The sequence below is a fragment of the uncultured Intestinimonas sp. genome (assembly GCF_944387725.1).
Classification (GTDB): Bacteria; Bacillota; Clostridia; order Oscillospirales; family Oscillospiraceae; genus Intestinimonas.
The window spans coordinates 1-22359 of sequence record NZ_CALXGA010000033.1 but is presented as its reverse complement, the minus strand read 5'-3'; the positions used below and the strand labels follow the sequence as shown (position 1 = coordinate 22359).

The 22359-nt window shown below is 65.4% G+C and carries 16 protein-coding genes; 12 read left to right on the top strand and 4 right to left on the bottom strand.

Annotated features, from left to right (window positions below):
- Positions 1 to 95: 95 nt before the first annotated feature.
- From Q0K09_RS06390 to Q0K09_RS06360, 7 genes are all read left to right on the top strand, one after another.
- Complete coding sequence (locus Q0K09_RS06390) at positions 96 to 1274, top strand: transposase (RefSeq protein ID WP_294474410.1); 1179 nt, start codon at positions 96 to 98, stop codon at positions 1272 to 1274.
- Between the two features lie 389 nt (positions 1275 to 1663).
- Positions 1664 to 2485, top strand: coding sequence for a flagellin (locus tag Q0K09_RS06385; protein ID WP_294474407.1), 822 nt, complete (start codon positions 1664 to 1666; stop codon positions 2483 to 2485).
- Positions 2486 to 2744: 259 nt separating this feature from the next.
- The gene (locus Q0K09_RS06380; RefSeq protein WP_294474405.1) at positions 2745 to 4904 is read left to right on the top strand and encodes a glycosyltransferase family 2 protein; all 2160 of its coding nucleotides are present in this window, start codon (positions 2745 to 2747) and stop codon (positions 4902 to 4904) included.
- A gap of 15 nt (positions 4905 to 4919) precedes the next feature.
- Positions 4920 to 7904, top strand: coding sequence for a polysaccharide pyruvyl transferase family protein (locus Q0K09_RS06375; RefSeq protein WP_294474403.1), 2985 nt, complete (start codon positions 4920 to 4922; stop codon positions 7902 to 7904).
- A 295-nt stretch (positions 7905 to 8199) separates the two neighbouring features.
- Positions 8200 to 8634, top strand: coding sequence for a LytTR family DNA-binding domain-containing protein (locus tag Q0K09_RS06370; protein ID WP_294474401.1), 435 nt, complete (start codon positions 8200 to 8202; stop codon positions 8632 to 8634).
- Between the two features lie 15 nt (positions 8635 to 8649).
- Positions 8650 to 9459, top strand: coding sequence for a DUF3021 family protein (locus Q0K09_RS06365; protein ID WP_294474398.1), 810 nt, complete (start codon positions 8650 to 8652; stop codon positions 9457 to 9459).
- A 100-nt stretch (positions 9460 to 9559) separates the two neighbouring features.
- Positions 9560 to 9772, top strand: a complete 213-nt coding sequence (locus Q0K09_RS06360; protein ID WP_294474395.1) for a hypothetical protein — start codon at positions 9560 to 9562, stop codon at positions 9770 to 9772.
- A gap of 122 nt (positions 9773 to 9894) precedes the next feature.
- Here the strand turns inward: Q0K09_RS06360 and cheB are convergent, their stop codons facing one another.
- The 4 genes from cheB to Q0K09_RS06340 are packed head-to-tail and all read right to left on the bottom strand — an operon-like array spanning position 9895 to position 14426.
- Positions 9895 to 10974, bottom strand: coding sequence for a chemotaxis-specific protein-glutamate methyltransferase CheB (gene cheB / locus Q0K09_RS06355; RefSeq protein WP_294474393.1), 1080 nt, complete (start codon positions 10972 to 10974; stop codon positions 9895 to 9897).
- A gap of 17 nt (positions 10975 to 10991) precedes the next feature.
- Positions 10992 to 11819 (bottom strand): protein-glutamate O-methyltransferase CheR, encoded by an 828-nt coding sequence (locus Q0K09_RS06350; RefSeq protein WP_294474412.1) that lies wholly within the window; start codon positions 11817 to 11819, stop codon positions 10992 to 10994.
- A gap of 33 nt (positions 11820 to 11852) precedes the next feature.
- The gene (locus Q0K09_RS06345) at positions 11853 to 12329 is read right to left on the bottom strand and encodes a chemotaxis protein CheW (RefSeq protein ID WP_294474392.1); all 477 of its coding nucleotides are present in this window, start codon (positions 12327 to 12329) and stop codon (positions 11853 to 11855) included.
- A 30-nt stretch (positions 12330 to 12359) separates the two neighbouring features.
- Positions 12360 to 14426 (bottom strand): chemotaxis protein CheA, encoded by a 2067-nt coding sequence (locus Q0K09_RS06340; protein WP_294474390.1) that lies wholly within the window; start codon positions 14424 to 14426, stop codon positions 12360 to 12362.
- 303 nt (positions 14427 to 14729) lie between these two features.
- Between Q0K09_RS06340 and Q0K09_RS06335 the strand changes: the two genes are divergently transcribed.
- The 5 genes from Q0K09_RS06335 to Q0K09_RS06315 all read left to right on the top strand — a co-directional run.
- On the top strand, positions 14730 to 16067 hold the full coding sequence (locus tag Q0K09_RS06335; protein ID WP_294474389.1) for a hypothetical protein: 1338 nt from the start codon (positions 14730 to 14732) through the stop codon (positions 16065 to 16067).
- The gene (locus Q0K09_RS06330) at positions 16054 to 16404 is read left to right on the top strand and encodes an EscU/YscU/HrcU family type III secretion system export apparatus switch protein (protein ID WP_294474387.1); all 351 of its coding nucleotides are present in this window, start codon (positions 16054 to 16056) and stop codon (positions 16402 to 16404) included. Before Q0K09_RS06335 ends, Q0K09_RS06330 begins: the two co-directional genes overlap by 14 nt.
- On the top strand, positions 16401 to 16985 hold the full coding sequence (locus tag Q0K09_RS06325) for a PilZ domain-containing protein (protein WP_294474384.1): 585 nt from the start codon (positions 16401 to 16403) through the stop codon (positions 16983 to 16985). Before Q0K09_RS06330 ends, Q0K09_RS06325 begins: the two co-directional genes overlap by 4 nt.
- Before the next feature lie 31 nt (positions 16986 to 17016).
- Entirely contained in the window at positions 17017 to 22026 is a 5010-nt protein-coding gene (locus Q0K09_RS06320) for an S-layer homology domain-containing protein (RefSeq protein WP_294474382.1), read from the top strand.
- Between the two features lie 85 nt (positions 22027 to 22111).
- Positions 22112 to 22359 (top strand): hypothetical protein (locus Q0K09_RS06315; RefSeq protein ID WP_294474379.1); only part of this gene is annotated, 248 nt, incomplete at its 3' end.

Here is a 22359-nt window from a genome sequence, read left to right as displayed (position 1 = left end):
TCGGCTGTTTTGGGGCAAAGTTAAGCCGTTTTTGAAAAAATTTTTTCTGTTCCAAAAAGTACACTTTTTGGAACAGCGGGCGGGAGGTGACGGCGATGGAGCGCAAACAAAAAACGGACCGGTCCAGGCCGGAGATCCAATATAACACCATCAAGGTCCCCCTCTATCCCACGCCGGAGCAGGAGGCGCTGTTCCAAAAGACCTTCGGCTGCTGCCGGTACATCTGGAACCGGATGCTCTCCGACCATGAGCGGTTTTACAGCGAAACCGGCGCCCACTTCATCCCCACCCCGGCCAAATACAAGAAGGAAGCCCCCTTCCTGAAAGAGGTGGACAATCAGGCGCTGATTCAGGAGCACAACAAGCTCTCCCAGGCGTTTCGGAATTTTTTCCGCAGCCCGGCGGCCTTTGGGTATCCCCGTTTCAAGCGAAAAAAGACTGACCGGGACCGCTTCACCGCCTGCAACCATGTGATGGGGGAAAGCGCCACCATCTACATCACAAAAAACGCCGTGCGCATGACCAAGGCGGGGCTGGTAAAGGCCAAATTCCCCCGGCGGCCCCGGAGCGGCTGGAGGCTCACCCGCATCACCGTGGAGCGCACCAAGACGGGCAGGTATTACGGCTGTCTGCTCTACGCCTGCCCGGTGCGCAGGCCGGAGCCGGTGACACCCACAGAGGAGACCACCATCGGTTTGAAATACTCCCTGGCTCACTTCTATGTGGCGGACGGCGGAACCGCCGCTAATCCGCCCCGGTGGCTGAAACAGTCCCAGGAGAAGCTGGTCAAAGTACAGCAAAAGCTCAGCCGCCTACAGCCAGGTTCCAGGAATTATCAGGAGCAAGTCCAAACATATCGCCAGCTCCACGAGCGCATCGCCAACCAGCGGCGCGACTTCCTCCACAAGGAGTCCCGGCGGATAGCCAACGCCTGGGACGCCGTATGTATCCGGGGCGACTCTCTGCGGGCGATCTCCGGGGCGTTGGGGGGCAGTGATGTGCTCAATTCCGGCTTCGGGATGTTCCGGGAGCTGCTGCGCTATAAGCTGGAGCGGCAGGGCAAGCAGCTGCTGGAGGTGGACCGGTTCACCCCCACCACCAAGGTCTGCTCCGCCTGCGGCGCGGTGACTGAGAGCATCCCGCCCAAGGCCCGCCGCTGGGTCTGCCCTGTGTGCGGGGCGGAGCACAGGCGGGGCGTCAACGCCGCCGTCAACATCAAGACCAAGGGGCTGGCCCGGTATCAGGCCGGGCAGGTCCAGGAGGCGGTTTCTTAAAGAACTGAGATAAAAAGATTGCCGGTGGGAACGCCGGTGCAGGCCCATGCCTCCGGCTGGGGCGCGTTGAGCGAAGCGGCGGACCGCTGCGGCTTCGCTCAGCGCACCCAAAAGCAGCGGAGGACCGTTGGGAAACGAGAAGACGCCTCCCCCCTGGGGCCGCGTCCGAAGCCCGGAAGGGCGTTCCAAATATTATGACGATGACCATTCCAATGGTTTCACCCGGCCTCGCGAGCCGGTTGAAATAGAGAGGTGCGCGGAACGGCGCAGACCCCCAAAGGCCACGGAGGCTGCGGACCGGACCGCCCAGGCAGGAACCCGCGCCAGAGGAATACGGCGCGGCGGAGCGCAAATCCCCAACATCATTTCAAAGAAAGGAAGCTATCGAAATGAGAATCCAGCATAACATCATGGCTATGAACTCCTACCGCAACTACACCAACAACACGTCCGCCCTGTCCAAGAATCTGGAGAAGCTCTCCTCCGGCTACAAGATCAACCGGGCCGGCGACGACGCCGCCGGGCTGGCCATCTCCGAGAAGATGCGGGCCCAGATCACCGGCCTGAACAAGGCCCAGGACAACGCCAAGGACGGCATCTCCCTGGTGCAGACCGCCGAGGGCGCCCTCACCGAGGTCCACGACATGCTCAACCGCATGGTGGAGCTGGCCACTCAGTCCGCCAACGGCACCTATGACAACGATGTGGACCGGGCCAACCTGCAGCTGGAGGTAAACGCCCTGCTCGAGGAAATCGACCGCATCGCCGAGTCCTCCAACTTCAACGGCATCACCCTGCTGGACGGTAGTTACGCCACGACCGGCGTGACCCTGCAGATCGGCGACACGGCCGCCCAGACCCTGTCGGTGACCATTGGCAGCGTTTCCGCTGCTGCGCTGAGCATTGATGCTCTTGACATTAGCAGCGTTTCCGCCGCCAACTCGGCCATCGACACCGTCAAGGCCGCCATCAACACGGTGTCCACCATCCGGGGCAATCTGGGCGCCGCCCAGAACCGCCTGGAGCACACCATCAACAACCTGAGCGTCATGGAGGAGAACATCCAGAACGCCGAGTCCACCATCCGCGACACCGACGTGGCCGAAGAGATGATGTCCTATGTCAAGAACAACATCCTGGTCCAGTCCGCCCAGGCCATGCTGGCCCAGGCCAACCAGGTGCCCCAGGGGGTCTTGCAGCTCCTACAGTAAGCCTTTCGGGAGCCTGCGGCACGGCGGCTGCCGCAGCGCACATGCGCTGGCCGGCATGGCCGCCAAAAAGGGGCCCCCGCGCGGCGTAAGCCGCGTGGGGAGCTGAGGAGCAAGGGAGCCAGGCGGACTTTGCGGCGAAGCCGCACCACACCCAGCACACGGCGGGGCCGGCCCGAAAGGGCCGGCCCCCTTTCCTCAGCCGGCAAAGCCGCGGCCGGCTGAGGAAAGGGACGCCAGAGAAAGAAAGGAAGGAAACGCGATGCGCAAGCCCCTCTTGTCCATTGGCATGATTGTGAAAAACGAGATCCGGTGCATCGAAACATGCCTCCGGGCCCTCCAGCCCCTGCGGGAGGCCATCCCCTGTGAGCTGGTCATCGCCGACACCGGGTCCACCGACGGCACCCGGGAGATCGCGGAACAATACGCGGACCTCTTGTTCGATTTCGCGTGGGTGGACGACTTCTCCGCCGCCCGGAACGCGGTGCTGGACCGGTGCGCGGGGAAGTGGTATCTGGCCGTGGACGCCGACGAGTACCTGGACCCGGACTTCACCCAGCTGACCGGCTTCCTCACCGGTCCGGAGGCGGACCAGTACTTCATGGCCATGGTGAACCAGTACAGCTACAACAACCTGGAGATGAAGGGGCCGGGGGCTGACTTCCTGGCCGGCCGGATGGCCCGTCTGGACCTCCACCCCCGCTATTCCGGCGCCATCCACGAGACCCTCCCCGCCGTGCCGGCGGACAAAAAGAAAATTTTAATGGATGTGAAGCTCCACCACGACGGCTACGCCAAGGACCCCCGGCGCCCGGAGCGCCAAATCCAGAAGATGGAGCGGAACCTGGCCCTGCTGGAGCGGGAGCTGGCGAAGAACCCCCAGAGCCTGCGGCGGCTCCTCCAGTGTGTGGAATCCGCCGGCCCCTTCCCCGCCCGGAAGGCGGATTATGTCCGCCGGGCCATGAAGGCCCTGGCCCGGCAGCGCGGGAGCCGGGAGGGGGAGGCCTATGGGGCCGTATTGTGCCGCCACGCGCTGCAGACGGCCGCCGCCCAGAAGATGCCGGAGCTGGAAAAGTGGCGGCGCTGGGCCGGGGCCAATTTCCCGGACAGCATGTTTCTGCGGCTGGACGGCAATTTCTTCCTCTTAAAATACTATTTTGAGCAGGCCCAATATGAGGAGGTCCCCGGCCTGACGGAGGCCTTTCTGGCCGCCTGGCGGGATTGCCGGGACCGGAACTTCGACCTGATGATTTTAAGCACCTCCATTCTCAACTGTTCGGCCCGGAAATTCGAGGTATACGCCCGGACCCTGGGCGGGAAGGCCCTGGCCCGGCTGGGCCGGACCGGGGAGGCGGCGGCGCTGCTGGCCGGGGAGCCGGACTGGGAGGGCCTGGAGCCGGCGGAGCTGCACACCCTTCTGGAGGGCTGCGCCTGGGCCGCCGGGGAGCCGGAGATGCAGGACTTCGCGGCGGCGGGGGCCGCCGCCGTCCGGAGCCTGCCCGGCAGGGAGGGCGGCCCGCTGTGGGAGCGGTTTCTGACGGCGGCGGAGGCCGCCTTCCGGCCCCAGCCGCCGGAGGAGGAGGGCCCGGAGCGCCCCTGGCGGCTGTACGCCCGGGTGGAGGGGGCCCTGGGCCGGGCGGTCCGGCTCATGGAGGGGGCCCTGCCCGAGGTGCGGGCGGTCCTCTCCCAAATCCCGGCGGAGGACTGGCCGGACGTGCCTGCCCCGGCGGCGGTCCGGGCGGCGGAGCTGGGGGCGGAGCTGCCGGAGGGGTTTTTTGCCCAGAGCCGGGAGCGGCTCCAGGCGGCGGCGGTACAGCTCAGCGAGGCCCTGTCTCCGGCGGCGGTGCTGGACTGGGAAGGGCGGTGGGATTTTACCGGCTCCATGGCCCGCTTCCAGTTCCTGATGGATCTGCTGACCGCCGCCTGCCAGGCAGAGAAGACCTGGGAGGGGGAAGAGGCGTGGCGCGGCCCTCTGTGCCGGCGGTTTCTGGCCGTGGCCGCCGACTACCTGCCCAACTACTACAACCCGGAGCTGCTTTCCGACGCCGGGGAGTGGGCCGCCCTGCCGGGGCTTCACCGCTTCGCCCTGCACCTCCTCCGGGGGCAGGAGGCCCTGGAGGAGGAGGACGCCGCCGGATACCTCCGCGCCCTGCGCCGGGGCCTCCGGCAGGCCCCCAGGATGAAGCGCATGGTCCAATTCCTGATGGATGAGGCGGGCGGCGGGGCGTCCGCCGTCTCGGAGGATTTGGGGGCTTCCATGGAGCTGACCGCCCTGGCGGCGCAGGTGCGGGCCATCCTGGCCCGATTCGCCCCCGGCGACCCGGCGGTGGACGCGCTGAAGCAGAGCCCCGCCTACCGGCAGGTGGCCCACCTGCTGGAGCCGGAGGAGGAAGCCCGGGCGGCGGTCCATCTGCACGCATGACGAAAGGAGGAGCCTATGCTCACCATTGTGATTCTGGCCGGGAGCCAGGCCCAGCCCCTGCGCCGGACGCTGGAATGTCTGGCAGGGCTGTCCGGCCTGGATTATGAGATCGTGGTCACCCAGCCCCGCGCCGGCGCCGCCGTGCCGGAGCTGCTGGACCAGGGGGACGCCCCCTGGTCCGGGCGGGTGCGGCATCTCTCCCTGCCCGCCGGCGCCAGGCCCGGCGCCTGCCTCAACGGGGCCCTGCGCCTGGCCCGGGGCGGGTATCTCACCTTCCTCCAGGCGGGCGCCGTCCTGGACCCCGTCTGGCTGCCTGGGGCGGTGAAGGCCCTGGAGCAGGACCGGATCGCCTGGTGCTACACCGCCGCCCGGGTCCGGGGGACGGAGGACACGCTGCCCCCGCAGGACTGGCCGGCGGTCAAGACGTGCGGACGGATCTTCCCGGACATCTTTGCGGGCGGGGTCTCCCCCCAGACGGCGGTGATCCCCCGGGCGCTGCTGGAGCGTCTGGGCGGATTTGACGAGGACCTGTCCGCCCTGGTGGAGGAGGAGCTGCTGCTGCGCCTGTCGCTGACGGCCCCGGCCCGCTTCAACCGGGGCGCTCTGGCGGAGGTGGAAGCGCCGGTGCGCACCGACCCTGGCGCCCTGGTGGCCCGGTGCTACTGGATGAGCGCCTTTCTCCTCCCGCTGGGACGGGCCGGCCTGAAGGAGCGCGCCCTCAGCCAGCTGCTGGAGGACATCGAGGACGCGGACGCCTGGGAGGCCGCCGGGCCCTACCTGGAGATTTTGTCGGGGGACCCGGAATACGCGGCCTGCCTCCAGGCGTATCTGGACCGCCGGAATCCCCAGCGGGAGCCGGAGCCTGTGGAGACCGCCGACGTGTCCGGCGTCAAGCGCTGCGTGGGCTGCGGAGGGTGCGCCTCCATCTGCCCGGAGGGGGCCGTTGCCATGGCGTACCGGGAGGACGGCTTTCTATATCCCCAGGTGGACGGCGCCGCCTGTGTCTCCTGCGGCCTCTGCCTGCGGGTCTGCCCCACCCAGTACGCGCTGTCCGCCGCGCCCATCCCCAGCCGGTGCTATGCCCTGCAGGCGGCGGACGCGGCGCGCATGGGGGCCTCCTCCGGCGGCGTCTTCCCCGTGCTGGCCCGGCATATCCTGGACCGGGGCGGCTATGTGGCCGGGGCGGTATTCGATGAGGGGTTTGCGGTGCGCCATATCGTCAGCCGGGACCCGGAACGGGTGCGGGCCATGCAGACCTCCAAATATGTGCAGAGCGACACCTCCGGGGTCTACAGCCAGATTCGGGACCTGCTGAGGGAGGGGAAAACGGTTCTCTTTACCGGCTGCGCCTGCCAGGCGGCGGGCCTCCGGGCCTTTTTGCAAAAGCCCTATGAAAATCTGTATACTATGGATGTGGTGTGCCACGGCGTCCCCTCCCCGCAGGTGTACCAGAGCTACCTACAGGAGATGGAGCGCCAGGAGGGGCCGCTGGCCGAGGTGAATTTCCGCCGGAAGGAGGCCTTCGGCTGGAAAACCGGGCTCTATCTGCGATTTGCCTCCGGCCGCACCTATCAAAACGCCGGGGATCTGTATCTGGCCGCCTTTCTGAGCGACTGGATTCTGCGGGAGAGCTGCTACCGCTGCGCATTCAAGAACGGGCGGTACAGCGACCTGACGGCGGCGGATTTCTGGGGCATCCAGTATGTCGACCCCCAATTTGAGGATGGAAAGGGGACCTCCTATCTGACGGTGAACACCGAAAAGGGCAGGGCCCTTTTCCAGGCGGTGCGGAGCGAATTTCCGGCCCGGAAGGAGCTGGGCCGGGCGCAGACCGCCCTGGCCCACCGCTGCAATCCCAGCGCCTGCTCCGGCGTGGAGCGCCCGCCCCTGCGGGAGCTGCTGCTGAAAAGCTGGAGGGAGGACCCCTCCAGCCTGAACCAGGCGGTGGTCCGGGCCTACCAGACCCTGCGCTTTGACGTCGCCCTGATTCTGCACTGGAGCCCTAATTTTGGCAACGCCCTGACCAACTACGCCCTCTATACATACCTGGCAAAAAACCGGCGGGTCATCGCCGTGGACAACTGCGGAACCCTCCGGCCCCAGGGGAGCTTTCAGGAATTCGCCAGGGCGCATTATGTCTGCTCCTCCGGCTACTTTCTGAGCGGCGACATCAAGTGGGTGGAGCAGTGCAGCAGGGCGCTGGTGGTTGGCTCCGACCAGGTGTGGAACCGGCATTTCAACCGGCAGTCCAATTCCGGGAATTACTACCAGCTGGAGTTTGCCGGCAGCCAAATCAGGAAGGTGGCCTATGGCGCGTCCTTCGGCGCCCGGGGGGCCGAGCCGGAGAAAGCGTGCGCCCCGCTTTACCGGCGGTTCCACCGCATCGGGGTGCGGGAGCGGTTTGGCGTGGAATCCTGCCGGCAGCTCTACGGCGTGAAGGCGGAATGGGTCCTGGACCCTGTTTTTCTGCTGGACCAGGCCGCGTACAGCCAGCTGGCCGAGACATCCCGGCGCAAGCGGAGCCGGCCCTTCCTCCTGGCGTATATCCTCAACCCCACGGAGGAGAAGCGGCTGGCCTGCCAGCGGGTCCGGGAGCAGCTTGGGGGGGAGGAGATCGACGTCATCGGCCTGTGCGAGCCTGTGGAGTCCTCCCTGGAGCTGCTGCGGCACATGCTGGACTTTGCGTGGGTACAGCCCGACGCCCAGGTGGAGGATGTGCTGTACTTTTTCCAGGCGTGCCGGTATGTCATTACCGATTCCTTTCATGGCACCTGCTTTTCCCTCATTTTTCAGAAGAACTTTATGAGCTTTGTCAACCGCCAGGCGGACCGGTTCTCTGTGTTTCAGGAGCTGGGAGACGCCGCCGGCCATATTGGCAGCAGCTTCAGCGAGGCGTTCTTTGCGCGGTGCTTGACGCCCCCGGACTACCAGGCGGTCAACGCGGTCCTGGACCGGGAGCGGGCGCGGTCCCGCCGCTGGCTGGAGGAGGCCCTGCATTAGGGCTTGTTTGAAACATGGCAGCATGCCCAACCGGCGGGGCTTTTGCCCCCTGGACGGCGCAATTTTTCCTTGCAATCCGCCAGGATTCCTGCAAAAAAATTGCTTGCCAGCGGCTCAAAATCCCTCGCTGCTGGACACATCGCCAATTTTCAAACAAGCCCTAGGCCGGAACCCCGCGCCTTTTTTGACCGCCCGCCGCGCCAGTTATCCCGAAAAACCGGCCGCCTGTCGCAAATCTGTAGACAGGCGGCCGGTTTTTGCCTATACTGGGGGTGAAGGAGGGGATGGTTTAAAAATGAAGGTGGAGGTCCGCATTGACCCGGCGTGCGGGGAGCCGGAGGTGACCATCACCGCCCCGGCCCTCACCGACGAGGTCCGGGCCCTGGCCGCCCGGCTGGAGGGGGGCGGGGTCCTCACCGGCTGGCGGGGGGACGTGGCCGTCCCCCTGCGCGAGGACCACATCCTCCGGTGCTTTGCCCAGGAGAAGGGGGTGAAGGTCCAGACCCCGGACGGGGTCTACGACCTGCGGGAGCGGCTCTACGAGCTGGAGGGGAAGCTGGACCGCCACACCTTTGTGCGCATCTCCCACTCGGAGATCGTCAACCTCCGGGCCGTCACCGCCCTGGACCTCTCCCTCACCGGCACCATCAAGATGACCCTGGCCGGAGAGACCGCCTGCTATGTCTCCCGGCGGTATGTGAAAAAGCTCAAGGAAGCCCTGCGGCTTTGAAAGGAGGCGTTTCGCATGACGGACCGGCAAAAACAGTGGCTCCTGCGCATCCTGCTGGGGGGCGGGGCGGGGGTGCTGCCTGCCCTGGCCCTGTGGGGCCCCCTCTTCGCGGGGGGGTACTCCGCCCCTCCCGTCTGCCGGGGACTCATGGACGTCCTGGGCCTGCCGGGGGCGGCGGCGGTCACCCTGGGGCTGTGCTTCGGCTTCGGGGCGGCGGTGGGGGTGGCCACCCTCCCCTTTGAGGACCAGGGGGGCCGGGTCCTCCGGCGCTCCCTCCTCCACTTCGCCGTCACCGCCTGCCTCTTTTCCGCCCTGCTGACCCTCTCCCTGGGGATGGAGCCCCGCTGGCTCCCCCTGTGGCTGCTGCTGCTGGCCGCCGTCTATCTGGTGATCTGGCTGGGCCGCTGGGTGGGGTGGTATGGGGAGGTGCGGCAGCTCCGCCGGGCCCTGGGCCTGGACGCGGGGCCCTCCCCCCTCCACTGGCGGGAGACCCTGCCCTACCTCCCGGTCCTCCTGCTGGTAAACGCCGGACTGCCCCTGCTCCTGGCCCTGCTGGACGCCCCGGATGTGCCGGTGCTCCGGGCCCTGGTGCTGCCCTGCCTGGTGCTGCCCCTGGGGGGCTTCTGCCCCGCTCTCTCCCTGGGGAAGCGGCAGGGCCTCCGGCCCCTCTACCCCCTGGCGAGCCTGCTGGTCTTCGTCCCGGCCTCCCTGTGGGTCTACGGCGGGCAGACAATCCCCCTGTTCTGGGCCGTCTCCCTGTGCGCCCCCCTCCTGGGGAACCTGGCCGGATGGGCCTGGCGGCGGCAAGGGAGGCGCGGGCCATGACGGAATGCCGCCGGAGGCCATTTGGCCCCCGGGACGCCCGGCGCTTGTGGAAGGGGCGGGCCGGGAAGTCCGCCCCGCAGGAACAAAGGAGGTCTGAACCATGTTCTATCTCATGTATCACGCTCTGTTCCCCATGCTGGGGAGTCTGTTGCAGCTTCTGGAGGGCTGGCTGGCGTACCTGTACTTTCTGGCAGACCTGGGAGAGGACCTGCTGGCCCTGGTGACCGGCCTTCTCCCCCTGCCCCTCCTCACCGGGGTGCTGCTGACCTGGATCGGGTGCATTTTCTGGTACCACCGGGGGGACAGATGGTGACAAAAAAGGGACTGTAAAGCAGCCGCCCTAAAAAGCCGCGCCCCGCACCGTCTGGTGCGGGACGCGTTCTTTTCCCGGGTCTTTCACCGGCCCTTTTGTGTCCAGCGGAAACCGGGCGGCGCCTATTTCCCGCTCTTGAGGTGGTTCATCAGCACCCCCGCGATGTTCTCGCAGGAGGCCTGGATCATCACCGCCCCGATGTCGTAGGCCACCATGGGCATACCGTAGACCACGCAGGAGTCCTTGTCCTGGCCGATGGTGTAGGCCCCGGCCTTCCGCATCTCCAGCAGGCCGTTGGCCCCGTCCCGGCCCATGCCGGTCATGATGATGCCCACCATGGGGCACTTGACCTGGGCGGCCATGGAGGAGAACAGGGCGTCCACCGAGGGCCGGTGGCCGCTGACCTTCTCCCCGGGCATACAGGACAGGGTGTACCGGGAGCCCATGCGGACCACCCGGGCCTGGAGGTCCGCCGGGGCGATGAGGGCCAGGCCCCGGTGGATTTCATCGCCGTTTTTGGCCTCCCGGACCTCCATCTGGCACAGGCGGTTGAGGCGTTCGGCGTACATCTTGGTAAAGCCCACGGGCATGTGCTGGACGATGACCATGCCGGGGATGTCGGCGGGGAGGCGCTTGAGGACCTCCAGGGTGGCCTCGGTGCCGCCGGTGGAGGCCCCCAGACCGATGATGGTGTGGTCCAGGTCCATCCCGGCGCTCTTCCCCAGGGCGGCCACGGCAGGGGCGGCCTCAGGGGCCGAAGAAGGAGCCGCCGGCGGGGCGGAGGCCGCCGGCTGGGGGCGGTGGACCTTGGCGTAGGAGGCCGCCACGATCTTCTGGGCCAGAGAGTTGAGGAAGCTCTCCCGGTTCTCCACCCCGTCGGGCTTGCGGACGAAGTCCACCGCACCGGCGGCCAGGGCGTCGAAGACCCGCAGGTTCAGGGAGGAGACCAGGATCACCGGCAGGGGGTGGACCGGCAGAAGCTGCTTCAAAAAGTCGATGCCGTTGGTGCCGGGCATCTCCACGTCCAGGGTCATCACGTCAGGGGAGAGGCTGTCGATTTTTCGCTTGGCATCCTCGGCGTTGATGGCGTAGCCCACCACCTCGATTCTGGGGTGGCCGGAGAGTCCGCGGGTCATAAAGGTCCGGGCCACTGCGGAGTCGTCCACCACCAGGACCCGGATCTTGTGTGTGTTGTTTAACATCTGGCAACGTCCTTCTTTCAACGTCCCGCCGGGGGCTTCCGGTAGACCGCCGGGGCCACCGTCTGGAACAGGGGATTCTGGTTGAGGGATTCGGAATGGCTGATGAAGAAATAGCCCCCGGGGTACATGGCGTCGTAGAAGCGCTGGACCAGGGCGTCCCGGGTGGCCTGGTTGAAGTAGATCATCACGTTCCGGCAGAAGATGACGTCAAATTTCAGCCGGAAGCGGATGGGGTCCATGAGGTTGAAGGGGCGGAAGATGACGTTCTTCCGAATATCCTGGGAAACGGTGTACAACCCCGTGGACAGGTCCCGGGTAAAGTACCGCCGCAGCCAGGCCTCGGGCATGTCCGCCGGAACCTGGTACACCCCGGCCTGGGCCTTGGCCAGGGCCTGGTGGGAGATGTCCGTGGCCAGCACCCGGGTATCCCACTGGGAGGCATGGGCGCCGAAGAACTCCTTGAGGTAGATGGACAGGGTGTAGGGCTCCTCTCCGCTGGAGCAGCCGGCGCTCCAGATGGAGAGGATCTTGTCCCGCTGGTGCTTTTGGACCAGCTCGGGCAGGATGTGCTCTTGCAGATAGGTGAAGTGGTCCTTCTCCCGGAGGAAGAAGGTGTAGTTGGTGGTCAGCTTGTCCAGCACCAGCTCCAGGTCGTCGGGGTCCTTGGTCCGAAACAGGTGGTCCAGAAAGGACCGGAAGTCGGCGTAGCCCCGCTCCTTCAGGGAGTTGGAGAGGCGGCTGGAGATGAGCTGCCGCTTCTTGCTCAGGTCCATGCCGTAGTTCTTCTGCATGAACTGGACCAGGCGCTGGAAGTCGGTATCGCTGATGGTCAGGTCGTGAAACATGGTGCTCACAGTATGCCCCTTCCGTTTCCCCACTCAGGAGCGGGTGAGGATTTGGGGGCAGTCAAAGAGCAGGACGGTCTGCCCGTCCCCCAGGGAGTACATGCCGCAGACCATGTCCCGCCCCTGCCCCGGGGCCGGGAGGATGTCGTCGGTCTTCAGGTCCACCATGCGCTGGACGGTGTCCACCAGAATGCCCACCAGGGTGCCCTCGATGTTGAGGATGATGATGCAGCTCTCGTCGGAAATCTGGTGGCCCAGCAGCAGCCGGATGTCCACAATGGGCAGAATCTGCCCCCGGAGGTTGATGACCCCCCGGATATATTCCGGCACCAGGGGCAGGGGGGTGATCACATGGTTGGTGATGATCTCCACCACATACTCCGCCTTGGCCCCGAACAACAGGCCGTCAGACAGGAACAGGAGGTATTTCTCCGTGCCGGTCTCCACAGCGTCCTGGGAGGCGCCGCCCTCTTCCGAGGGATCGACGGCGAACATAACGTCTTCTTCCATAGCAATCAAGTCCTCCTTGTATTTGGGCGGTCAGACCGGGACGTAGAGATTGGACACGTCCAGAATGATGCTGATGTTGCCGTCGCCCAGAATGGTGCAGCCGGCGATGCCGCTCTGCTTGACGCTGAAGCGGTTGAGATAGCTGGGCAGGGGCTTTACCACCACCTGCTGCTCCCCCAGCAGCTCGTCCACGAAGAGGCAGTAGGACAGCTCGCCGGACTCCAGCCAGATGAGGATGCCGTCGCCGATCTCCGTGCATCCGCCCTCGATGCGGTAGCGGTCCCGCATCCGCACCACCGGGTAGTAGCTGCCCATGCACTTGAAGAGCTCCCCGCCGGAGGCGTCATGGATGAGGTCGCCCTCGCTGACCTTGAAGGACTGGCGGATGTTGTGGATGGGAATGGTGAAGATGGACCGGCCCACCGAGACCTCCATGCCGTCCATGATGGCCATGGTCAGGGGGATCTTCAGGGTGGTGGTCATGCCCTGGCCCGGCTCGCTGGAGATGGAGACGGTGCCGCCCACGTCCTCCACGTTGCGCTTGACCACGTCCATGCCCACCCCCCGGCCGGAGAACTCCGTGACCTGGGTGTTGGTGGAGAAGCCGGGGGCCATGAGGAAGTTGAGGATGTCCTTATGGGAATACTCCACATCGGGGGAGGCGATGCCGTTGCGGATGGCCTTGTTCAAAACGCCCTCGTAGCTGACTCCCTGGCCGTCGTCCTTGACCTCGATGATGACCTCGCTGCCGGTGTGCCGGGCGGAGAGGATGATCTCCCCCACCGGGTCCTTGCCGGCGTTGATGCGGTCCTGGACGTTCTCCTCGATGCCGTGGTCCATGGAGTTGCGGACGATGTGCATGATGGGGTCGCCAATGCTGTCCACGATGGTCTTGTCCACCTCGGTGTCCTCGCCGATGAGGGTGAGCCGTGCCTGCTTGCCCAGCTTCTTGCACATGTCCCGGACGATGCGGTTCATCTTCTGGAAGGTGCTGGACACCGGCACCATCCGCAGGGACATGGACACGTCCTGTAGCTCGTCGGTGAGCTTGCGCAGCTGCCGGGCCGACTTGGTGAAGGCGTCCAGCTTCAGGCCCTTCAGGTCGGGGGAGGCGGTGACCATGGACTCGGTGATGACGATCTCCCCCACCACGGCCATCAGCTCGTCAAGCTTGCTGAGGTTGACGCTGATGAGGCTCTCCTTGTGGTGGTGGGTGGCCCCGCCGGCGGCGGGGGCGGGGGCCTTGGCAGGGGCGGCGGGAGCCTTGGCCGCCGCTGCCGGCGCGGGGGCGGGGGCCTTGGCAGGGGCGGCGGGGGCCTTGGCCGGCGCCGCCGGCGCGGGGGCCTCGGCCTCCGCGTGGTCGATGGACTGGTAGGTCCGCACCGAGCCCGCGCCGGTTACCGCGTGGATGGCGTTGTCCCGGTCGCCCTGGTTCTTGAAGTAGAGCATAAAGCCCGACTCCACAATGGCGGCGGCGGTGGAGGGGTCGCTCTCCACGTTGGCCGGCTCGTACCGGAAATCGCTGTCGGCGCACAGCTCCCGGACGGAGTTGACCAGCATCAGGGCCCGGAGGTTTTCCATGCCGCAGCCCTCGTCAAAGAAGACCTGGAGGGCGAAGGGGAAGCCGGCGTGGGGACTGGCGGCGGGGGCGGCCGTCTGGGCGGCGGCGGGGGCCTCCGGAGCGCCGCCGCTTTGAATTTGGTGAATAAAGCTATTAACTTTTTCAAGCAAGCTGTCGATATTCTCAGTAAGCGGCTCTTCGTTTTCGATGTGCTCAATCTCCTGGCGGAAGAAGTCGATGGTCTGGAACAGAAGATCAAAGAGCTCGGGGCGCTTGGCCTCCGGAACCACGTTGATGGACTGCTCCCGGATGATGGAGAAGAGGTCCTCCGCCCGGTGGGCGATGGTCATGATGGAGTTAAACTCCATCATGGCCGAGGAACCCTTGATAGTGTGCATGATCCGAAAGATGGTGTTGATGTCATCCTCTGAGAAGCTGTCCTTCTGTTCTGCGGAGAGCACAATGCTGTCCAGCTGCTCCAGAAGGGTATTGGTCTCGTAGAGGTAAGCGTCTAAAATGCTGTCGTTGCCACTCATAGCCTTTACCTTCTTTCATCATAATGGCTTTCACTATTCTTTATCGGCTGAAATAAGGAAAAAATAAGCGCTGGTTACAGAAATCCGGCAGATTGAGCGGCCGGATTCCTCCGGCCGGGGATTCGGCCCCGCCGGAGGGGCCCGGCCGCCCCCCGGACCGGGCCAGACTTCCGCAGACAAAGGGTGATTATCACTATGCCAGACCTGTTGGGGGCGACCAATCCAGTCCCAAATTATGATAGCGCGGCACACAACCGCCCGCTGCCCGCCGGGCCGCAGGCGCCGGACCCCCGTGTCCAGAATGTGGCGGACCCCACCCGGGTCAGCCGGGCGGACGGCAAGACGGAGCGCCAGGGGGCGGACAACAACCTGGGGCCCAACGGCCTGCGCTACGACTCCAACCTACAGACCTTCCTCCAGCAGCTCCGGGACGCCCCGGACCTGGCGGCGGTGCTCACCAAAACCCTGGTCTGGATGCGGGGCATGGCCTCCACCCCGGGGCTGTCGGCGGGGATTGCCCAGGAGATTTCCAACCTGCTCCAGATGCTCCAGATGGACGCGCCGGCCTTCGAGCAGTTCTTCCTCCAGCAGGTGCAGGCGGGCAACCGCTTCTCCGGCCCCATCTTCTCCCTGCTGCGGCAGGTCTACCGCAGCTCGCCGGACCCCCAGCTCCACGAGGCCATTTTGAGCTTTGTGAAACGGTACAGCGACTTCTCCTCCACCGGGCACATCGGCAGGACCATGACCGCCCTGCTGCGGCAGATGCCGGACTACATGCCCCGGAGCTGGCGGGGGCGGCTGGAGGAGCTGACGGCCCAGCTGGAGCGGGGCCTCCAGGCGGGGGACCGGGGGGGGAACCTCCAGCTCCTCCAGGGAGAGATCCTGCCCTACCTGGGCTCCTATGTGGAGCGCAGCCACGACCTGGGGACCATTCGGACCTTTATCAGCCTGCTGATGCTGAACATGGCCCGCTATGAAAACGGGGACGAGGCTGGGCTGCTGGCCGCCTTCCGGCAGCTGAGCGGCTACGGGGATACCCTGGCCGGGCTCAACCAGCTGGACGACGCCTCCATTCTCCGGCTGCTGCAGGAGAACGACTTCGGCAAGGCGGCCCAGTCGGACCAGTTCGCCCAGAAGCTCACCGACACCGCCTCCCAGGCCCTCCAGGGCAAGTTCGGCGCCGAGGCCCGGGAGGGCTTTGAGGAGATTGTCCGGTCCATGCTCCTCAACGAGAGTGTCTTCATGCCCCTCAACCACATGATCCTCCCACTGGAGTGGAACGGGAAGATGATGTACTCCGAGGTGTGGGTGGACCCGGACGCCGAGGATCAGGAGCAAAGCGGTAAAAAGCAGCAGGGGGGCGGCAAGGTCCAGTTCCTCTTCAAGCTGGACGTCCAGTCCCTGGGCTTTCTGGAGATGACCCTGGCGTCCCGGGAGGACCAGGTGGAGCTGGACGTCTACGGCCCCGAGGCCGTGGAGCGCAGCGGAAGCATCATCGCCCAGGACCTGCGGGACATTCTGGCCGGCCACGGCCTGACGGGGAAGAAGGTCACGGTCTCCCGCCGGGAGCGGCCCCTGACACTCACGGAGGTCTTCCCGGACCTCTTTGAAGGGAAGCGAAGCGTCAATGTCAAAGTCTGAGCAAAGGGCCCCCCAGGGGAACGCCGGGCGGGCGGTGGCCCTCCAGTACGGCCCCGGCGCGGGGGCGCCGGTGATTGTGGCCTCGGGGATGGGCCATCTGGCGGAGAAAATTGTGGAGGTGGCCGTGGAAAACGGCGTCCCGGTCTACGAGGACAACTCCCTGGCCACCATGCTCTCCCAGATGGAGCTGGGCCGGGAGGTCCCGGAGGAGCTCTACAAGGCCATTGTGGAGATTTACGTCTACTTTTTAAATTTTGATCCCAGCGACCCGGAGAAGTACCGCCGGGAGCGCCAGCGCCAGCGCCTGGCGGAACAGGAAGAGGAGGGTGCGCCATGAGATATCAATATCTGCTCATCGACAGCCGGGGGGAGCCGGTGGCCCGGGTCAGCTCCGACGACGGGCCGGAGAAGCATGTCTGGAGGGTCCAGGTGGACGACGGGGACGTCAAGCGGGTCCTCTCCCACGAGTTTGTCAGCCTGGTGAGCGCCTCGGAGTCCTTTCCGGCTGCGGAGGGCCGGATCACCGCCCGGGACGGCAGCGTCATCACCATTGAGGCGGTGCGGGAACTGGGGGAGGAGGTCCGGCGAAACCTGCGGATGCCGGTGCGCTTCGAGAGCTTCCTCTACCCGGTGTCGGGGACCTGGAAGGGCCGGGCGCCCATTTTGAGCAACGACCTGAGCTGCGGCGGCCTGGCCTTCTTCTGCGCCCGGCCGCTGGAGGTGGGGGAGATCGTCCAGGTGGTGATCCCCGTCACCTCCCAGCCCTTGCTGCTGAGCCTGCGGGTGCTGCGGCAGCGCCCCTCCGCCGAGCCGGTGCCGCTCTACGCGGGGACATTCAACGACCTCATCCACGACGAAGAAAAAATGGTGCGGGAAGCGGTTTTCAGCATCCAGCTCCGCCGGTCGGCCGCCTCCTGAGCGGTCCGCGAGAAAGGGGAACCATAGCAACATGAAGCGATCTGCGGTTTGGAAAACGATCTCACGCCGGGGGAAGGTCCTGGCCTGCGCCCTGTGCGCCCTGGCCCTGGTGCTTCTGCCGGCGGGACAGGGGGCCCGGCAGGCCCAGGCGGCCTACATGGACCCCTATATTGAGCAGGCCGTCCAGCTGGGCCTCATGCGGGGGGATATTGAGGGCAACCTGATGCCCGAAAACGACATCTCCCGGGCGGAGTTTGTCACTATCATCAACCGGGCCTTCGGCTACGACGCCATGGGGGGCATTCCCTTTGAGGACGTGCCGGCGGACGCCTGGTACGCCGAGGATGTGGACATCGCCTATACCGCCGGGTACATCACCGGCACCTCGGAGAGCACCTTCTCCCCCCTGGCCTCCCTGACCCGGGAGGAGGCGGTGGTGATCCTGGCCCGGAACCTGATGATGCAGCCCAGCGTGGGCGAAAACATCAGCTTCAGCGACAGCCGGGACCTGAGCGCCTGGAGCCGGGGGCTGGTGGCCACGGCGGCCGGATACGGCATCATCGAGGGCTACCCCGACGGCAGCTTCCACCCCCAGGAGGCCATCACCCGGGGGGATGTGGCCGTCATGCTCCTCAAAGCCGTGGGGACCCCCATCCAGGAGCCCGGGGAGGAGAGCCTGGGGGAGGTGTGGGGCAACGTCACCATCACCACCTCCGGCGTCACCCTGCGGGACACCGTGGTGGGCGGCAACCTCTACATCACCGCCGGCGTGGGCCTGGGCGGCGTGATTTTGGAAAACGTCACCGTCCTGGGCGAGATCGTGGTCAGCGGCGGCGGCGTCAGCGAACGGGGCGACGACAGTGTGGTCCTGCGGAACGTGGACGCCCCCAGCCTCATTGTGGATAACCTCAAAAACCAGCTGGTCTCTCTCCGGGTGGAGGGGAACAGCGTCCTCGACGACGCCAGCGTCCGCACCGACACCTACCTGGTGGACAACACCCCCTCCGGCGCGGGGGTCCTCCAGACGGAGCTCAACGGCGAGGAGGGCCTGAGCCTGACCCTGAGCGGCAACATCGAGGAGGTGGTCAACCGCACGCCTGGCTCCACCCTCATGCTCAGCAGCGGGCAGGCCTCCGTCATCACCGTGGACGAGGCCGCCACCGAGAGCCTGCTGGAGATCGTCTCCGGGGCCAAGGCGGACACCGTGAACCTGGACACCGCCACGGAGCTCACCGGCGACGGCGACATCGGGCATCTGGTGGTGAACGCCCCCGGCTCCACCGTGGCCATGCTGCCCGACCAGATCACCATCCGGCCCGGCATCACCGCCACCATCGACGGGGAGGTCATGGACAGCGAGGCGGCGGCGGAGGCCTCCGCCGATCCCCGGCTGCTGGCGGGCTACCCCCAGGTCACCGACCTGGCCCCCACCACTGCCTCCGTCCAGTTCAGCGGCAACAAGCGGGGCACCGTCTACTGGGCCGTCACCTCGGTGACCGACGGCTCCGTGGAGACCGGCGACCTGCTCTCCCCCCCGTCCTACACCACCACCATTGTGGCCAACGGCGCCGTGGAGCTCACCGGGGCCAACCAGCCCGCCACAGTGCAGATTACCCGCCTCACCTCGGACGGGTCCTACTACCTGTCCGCCGTCATGCAGGACGTCCGGGGGGACCAGAGCCCCCTGAAGGTCATCTCCTTCACCACTCCGGATGACTCGGTGCCCGGCTTCGCCGACGGCTACCCCTATCTCTCCCGGATCACCAACGTCTCGGCCCAGGCCACGGTGATGACCACCAAGACCTGCCGCCTCTACTGGGCGGTGCTGCCCGCCGGGGCCGCCGCCCCCACGGCCCAGGACTTCCGGGCCAACGCCGTCACCGGCAACCTGGGCTTCGGCACCCTGGACGTCACCAAGAACACCCCCTACTCCTTCGACGTGAACAACGTGGCCCTGGAGGAGCTGGAGGACTACACCCTCTACCTGTGGCTCACCGACATCGGCGGGGGACAGAGCTCCCGGGTGGAGAGCCTGGACTTCACCACCGTGGACCGCACGCCCCCCATCTTCAACACCAACGCCACCGTCAACCGGGTGGAGCGGACCTCTGTGGGCCTGTACGCCAACCTCAACGAGGACGGCATCCTCTACTGGGTGGTGGTGCCCCAGGGCGAGGAGTACCCCAAGCCCCTGGCGGGCCAGACCGGCGCCGTGGACCTGGCCAGCGACACCGCCAAGCTCCAGGTCTCCTCCGGCATGAACGCGCTGGACAGCGGCAGCGTTCGGATGCGGGCGGGGGAGGATATCGACTTTACCGTCAGCGGCCTGGAGCCAGAGACCGCCTATGACCTCTACTATGTGGCCCAGGACGAGGCGGGGAACTACTCGGCCCGGGTGCAGATGATTACCATCCACACCCTGGACTCCAACGCCCCCACCGTCACCCAGGAGTTTACCGAGTATAACGGCACGGAGGTAGACCGGCCTCTGCCCAGCACCGATATCCGGCTGGTGTTCAGCGAGACGGTGCAGAGCGTCAGCGAGAACCGGGCCCTGACGGACTACTATCAGGCGGTGGTCTCGGCCGCCACCGACGAGGAGCGGGCCAGCGCCCGGGAGACCATGGCTAATTTCCTGCGCAGCAGCATCCAGCTCTATGTGAACACCGGAAACGGACGGCCGGACCTGGTTCCGGAGGCCACCGGAACCATGGACAAGACCACTGAGGACTGGGTCATTGACTACCGCTATGCCGAAATCACCATGGAGGACGGCAAGACGGTGGTCACCTTCCCCACCTCCACCGTTACCAGAGAGAGCGCCCTGAACCTGGCCAGCGGCGGCACCTATTACTTCCAGATTGTGGCCAACACTATCTGCGACACCTCCGACGCCCGGAACAACATGGGCACCACCACCCTGGACGAGTTCACCACCGTCTTTGCCATCGTCAACCTGAGCAATCCCAACATCACCAGCCTGGAGCTCTATACACTGACACCCGGAGACCCGGCCTTGGACGATGAGGCTGAGGTAAACGAGCGGAACCGTGTAGACGTGAGCTGGACCCTGGACCCCATGAGCACTGAGAGCACCTCGCCCAACATCGACTGGGACATGATCATCTGGTCGGACACCAGCGTGGTGTTTGAACTGTATGCCCGGAATACGGAGGGCGGAACCCAGAGCGCGTGGGAGTACCTGGGAACGCAGACCATCACCGTCCCGGATGGGACCGAGCGCATCGGCGTCAGCCTGACCCGGCACTTCCTGGACCCCAGCAACGCCCCCAACTTCCATCCGCTCAATACCCTGCGGGAGGCGGCTAATTACGAGTACGCCATCCACTTCACCCAGATCGGCAGCCTGGTGGACCCGGACACCTGGAGCCAGCGGGTCAACATCACCATCAACATCCTGGCCGGAACGACGAACGACCTCCAGACCCTGGCCAACAACCTGACAGTGGAGCACTACGCGGAGATGGTGCCCGCCAGCATCACCGACATCGGCCTTCCGGAGGACTTCAACCTGACCAAGCAGTTCAGCGACCAGCAGGCCCCCCAGTTCTCCAGCAACCACCCCACCTTTGCCACAGGCTCCTCCGCAGTCAACATGTACCTGATGCTGGACCGGCCCGGCACAATCTACTATGTGGTGGCCCCCAAGGGGACCATCCCCACCCGGGGAACGGATGCAAACGGGGAAATCAGAAATTTCTCCAGCACGGCTCAGGACAACGATGATTACCTCTATCTGGATGAGGCGGGGTACTATGAAGGGAACGGAACTGTATTCGTATACCGCCAGTCCATTTCCACCCCCGCGCGCCTGGATATTGTCAACGCCAGCAACAGCTATGGGGCTAACAACCGCATCAAATACGGCGCCACCTCCGCAGGCCCCTCTGAAATCGAGGTTCTGGTGGAGGGCCTGGAGCCAGAGCAGGACTATATTGCGTACTTCGTGATTCAGGGCACCTCCAACCAGGCATATTCGGCGGTGTACGCCTACCGCTTCACCACGAGAGAAGTAGATATTCCGTATATTACCATGGAAGCCGTCAACCCGGAGGTCTCCTTCACCACCACGGAGGACGCCGACCTGGATTACGCCCTATTCGCCTATAACCAGCTCCCGCAGGCGTTCCTGTGGGAGATGAGCGGATCAAATGTGGTGGAGGGAGCTGACCAAAATCCGGTGGGCAGCGTGACTGACCCGGGAGAAATCATGACCGTGCTGGAGGCCATGCTGCAGACCAAAGACCGGTCCACGGGAGAATCCTACTTTGACCGCTACGCCAGCCAGACCCTGAAGGACACCGTGCAGGAGATTATCCAGCGCCGGCAGACCGGCGGAGGAGGCTCCCCGGTGACCACAGGCAGCCTGGAGACCGAGATGGCTCAGATTGAGTTTGTGGACTTCACAAACGCCATGCAGAGCGGGGAGGCCGCCAACGCCACCTACTTCTACTGCCTGGCCACCGCTCAGAACGCCCTGGGCAGCGGCTACTCCTTCAAGGCCGTGGAGAACGTCCACATCCCGGATACGGAGCCGCCCTATCTCATTACAGTGGGCGGGTCGGCAACAGAAATGGCGAGTCAGCCGGGCTATTATCAGGGGACGCTGACGCTGATCTTCAACGAGCCCATTTATTACATGGACCGGAGAGGCAACAGCAGCGCGGGCGACCCTGCGACCCTGCGGCCCATTGTGTCGGTGCCCAGCGGACAGGCAGGAAGCGATAACGACTACATTTCTATTTTGGACGCAGCGCTTACGTCGGATGGAAATTTCTCCGTCAATCGGACGTCCACATCGGCAACCACCACATTCAATATCTCCTATGCCTATGTGCCGCTGGACGCGACCTTCAACCTCTCCGGTTACGGCGTTGTCAGCGATGCGTCGGAAAACAGTACGCTGTCCCCCTTCACACTGACCTTGCAGCAGACCACATCGGGCGTCAATGATATGCTGACAGTTGTGAGATGGACTGTGACTGCCGGCGACTACCGCCCGCCGAATGGGCAGGGCTGACCAACAGCAGCGACCCAATCAAAGGTTTGGGGCGGGCAGACCCTGCCCGCCCCTCTGATTTTCAACTCCAAAAGGAGGGCAATCCATGAAAAAGAAGCTGTGGAACCGGGGACTCTCTCTCCTGCTGGTTCTGGCGATGCTGGTCTCCCTGGCCCCGGCCGCCTTCGCGTCCGAGGCGGCCCCCGGAGGAACAGAAACGGTCACGGAAGAGACCGAGACCCCCGGCACGGGGACTGAGACCCCCGGCACGGGGACTGAGACCCCCGGCACGGGGACCGAGACCCCCGGCACGGGGACCGAGACCCCCGGCACGGGGACCGAGACCCCCGGCAC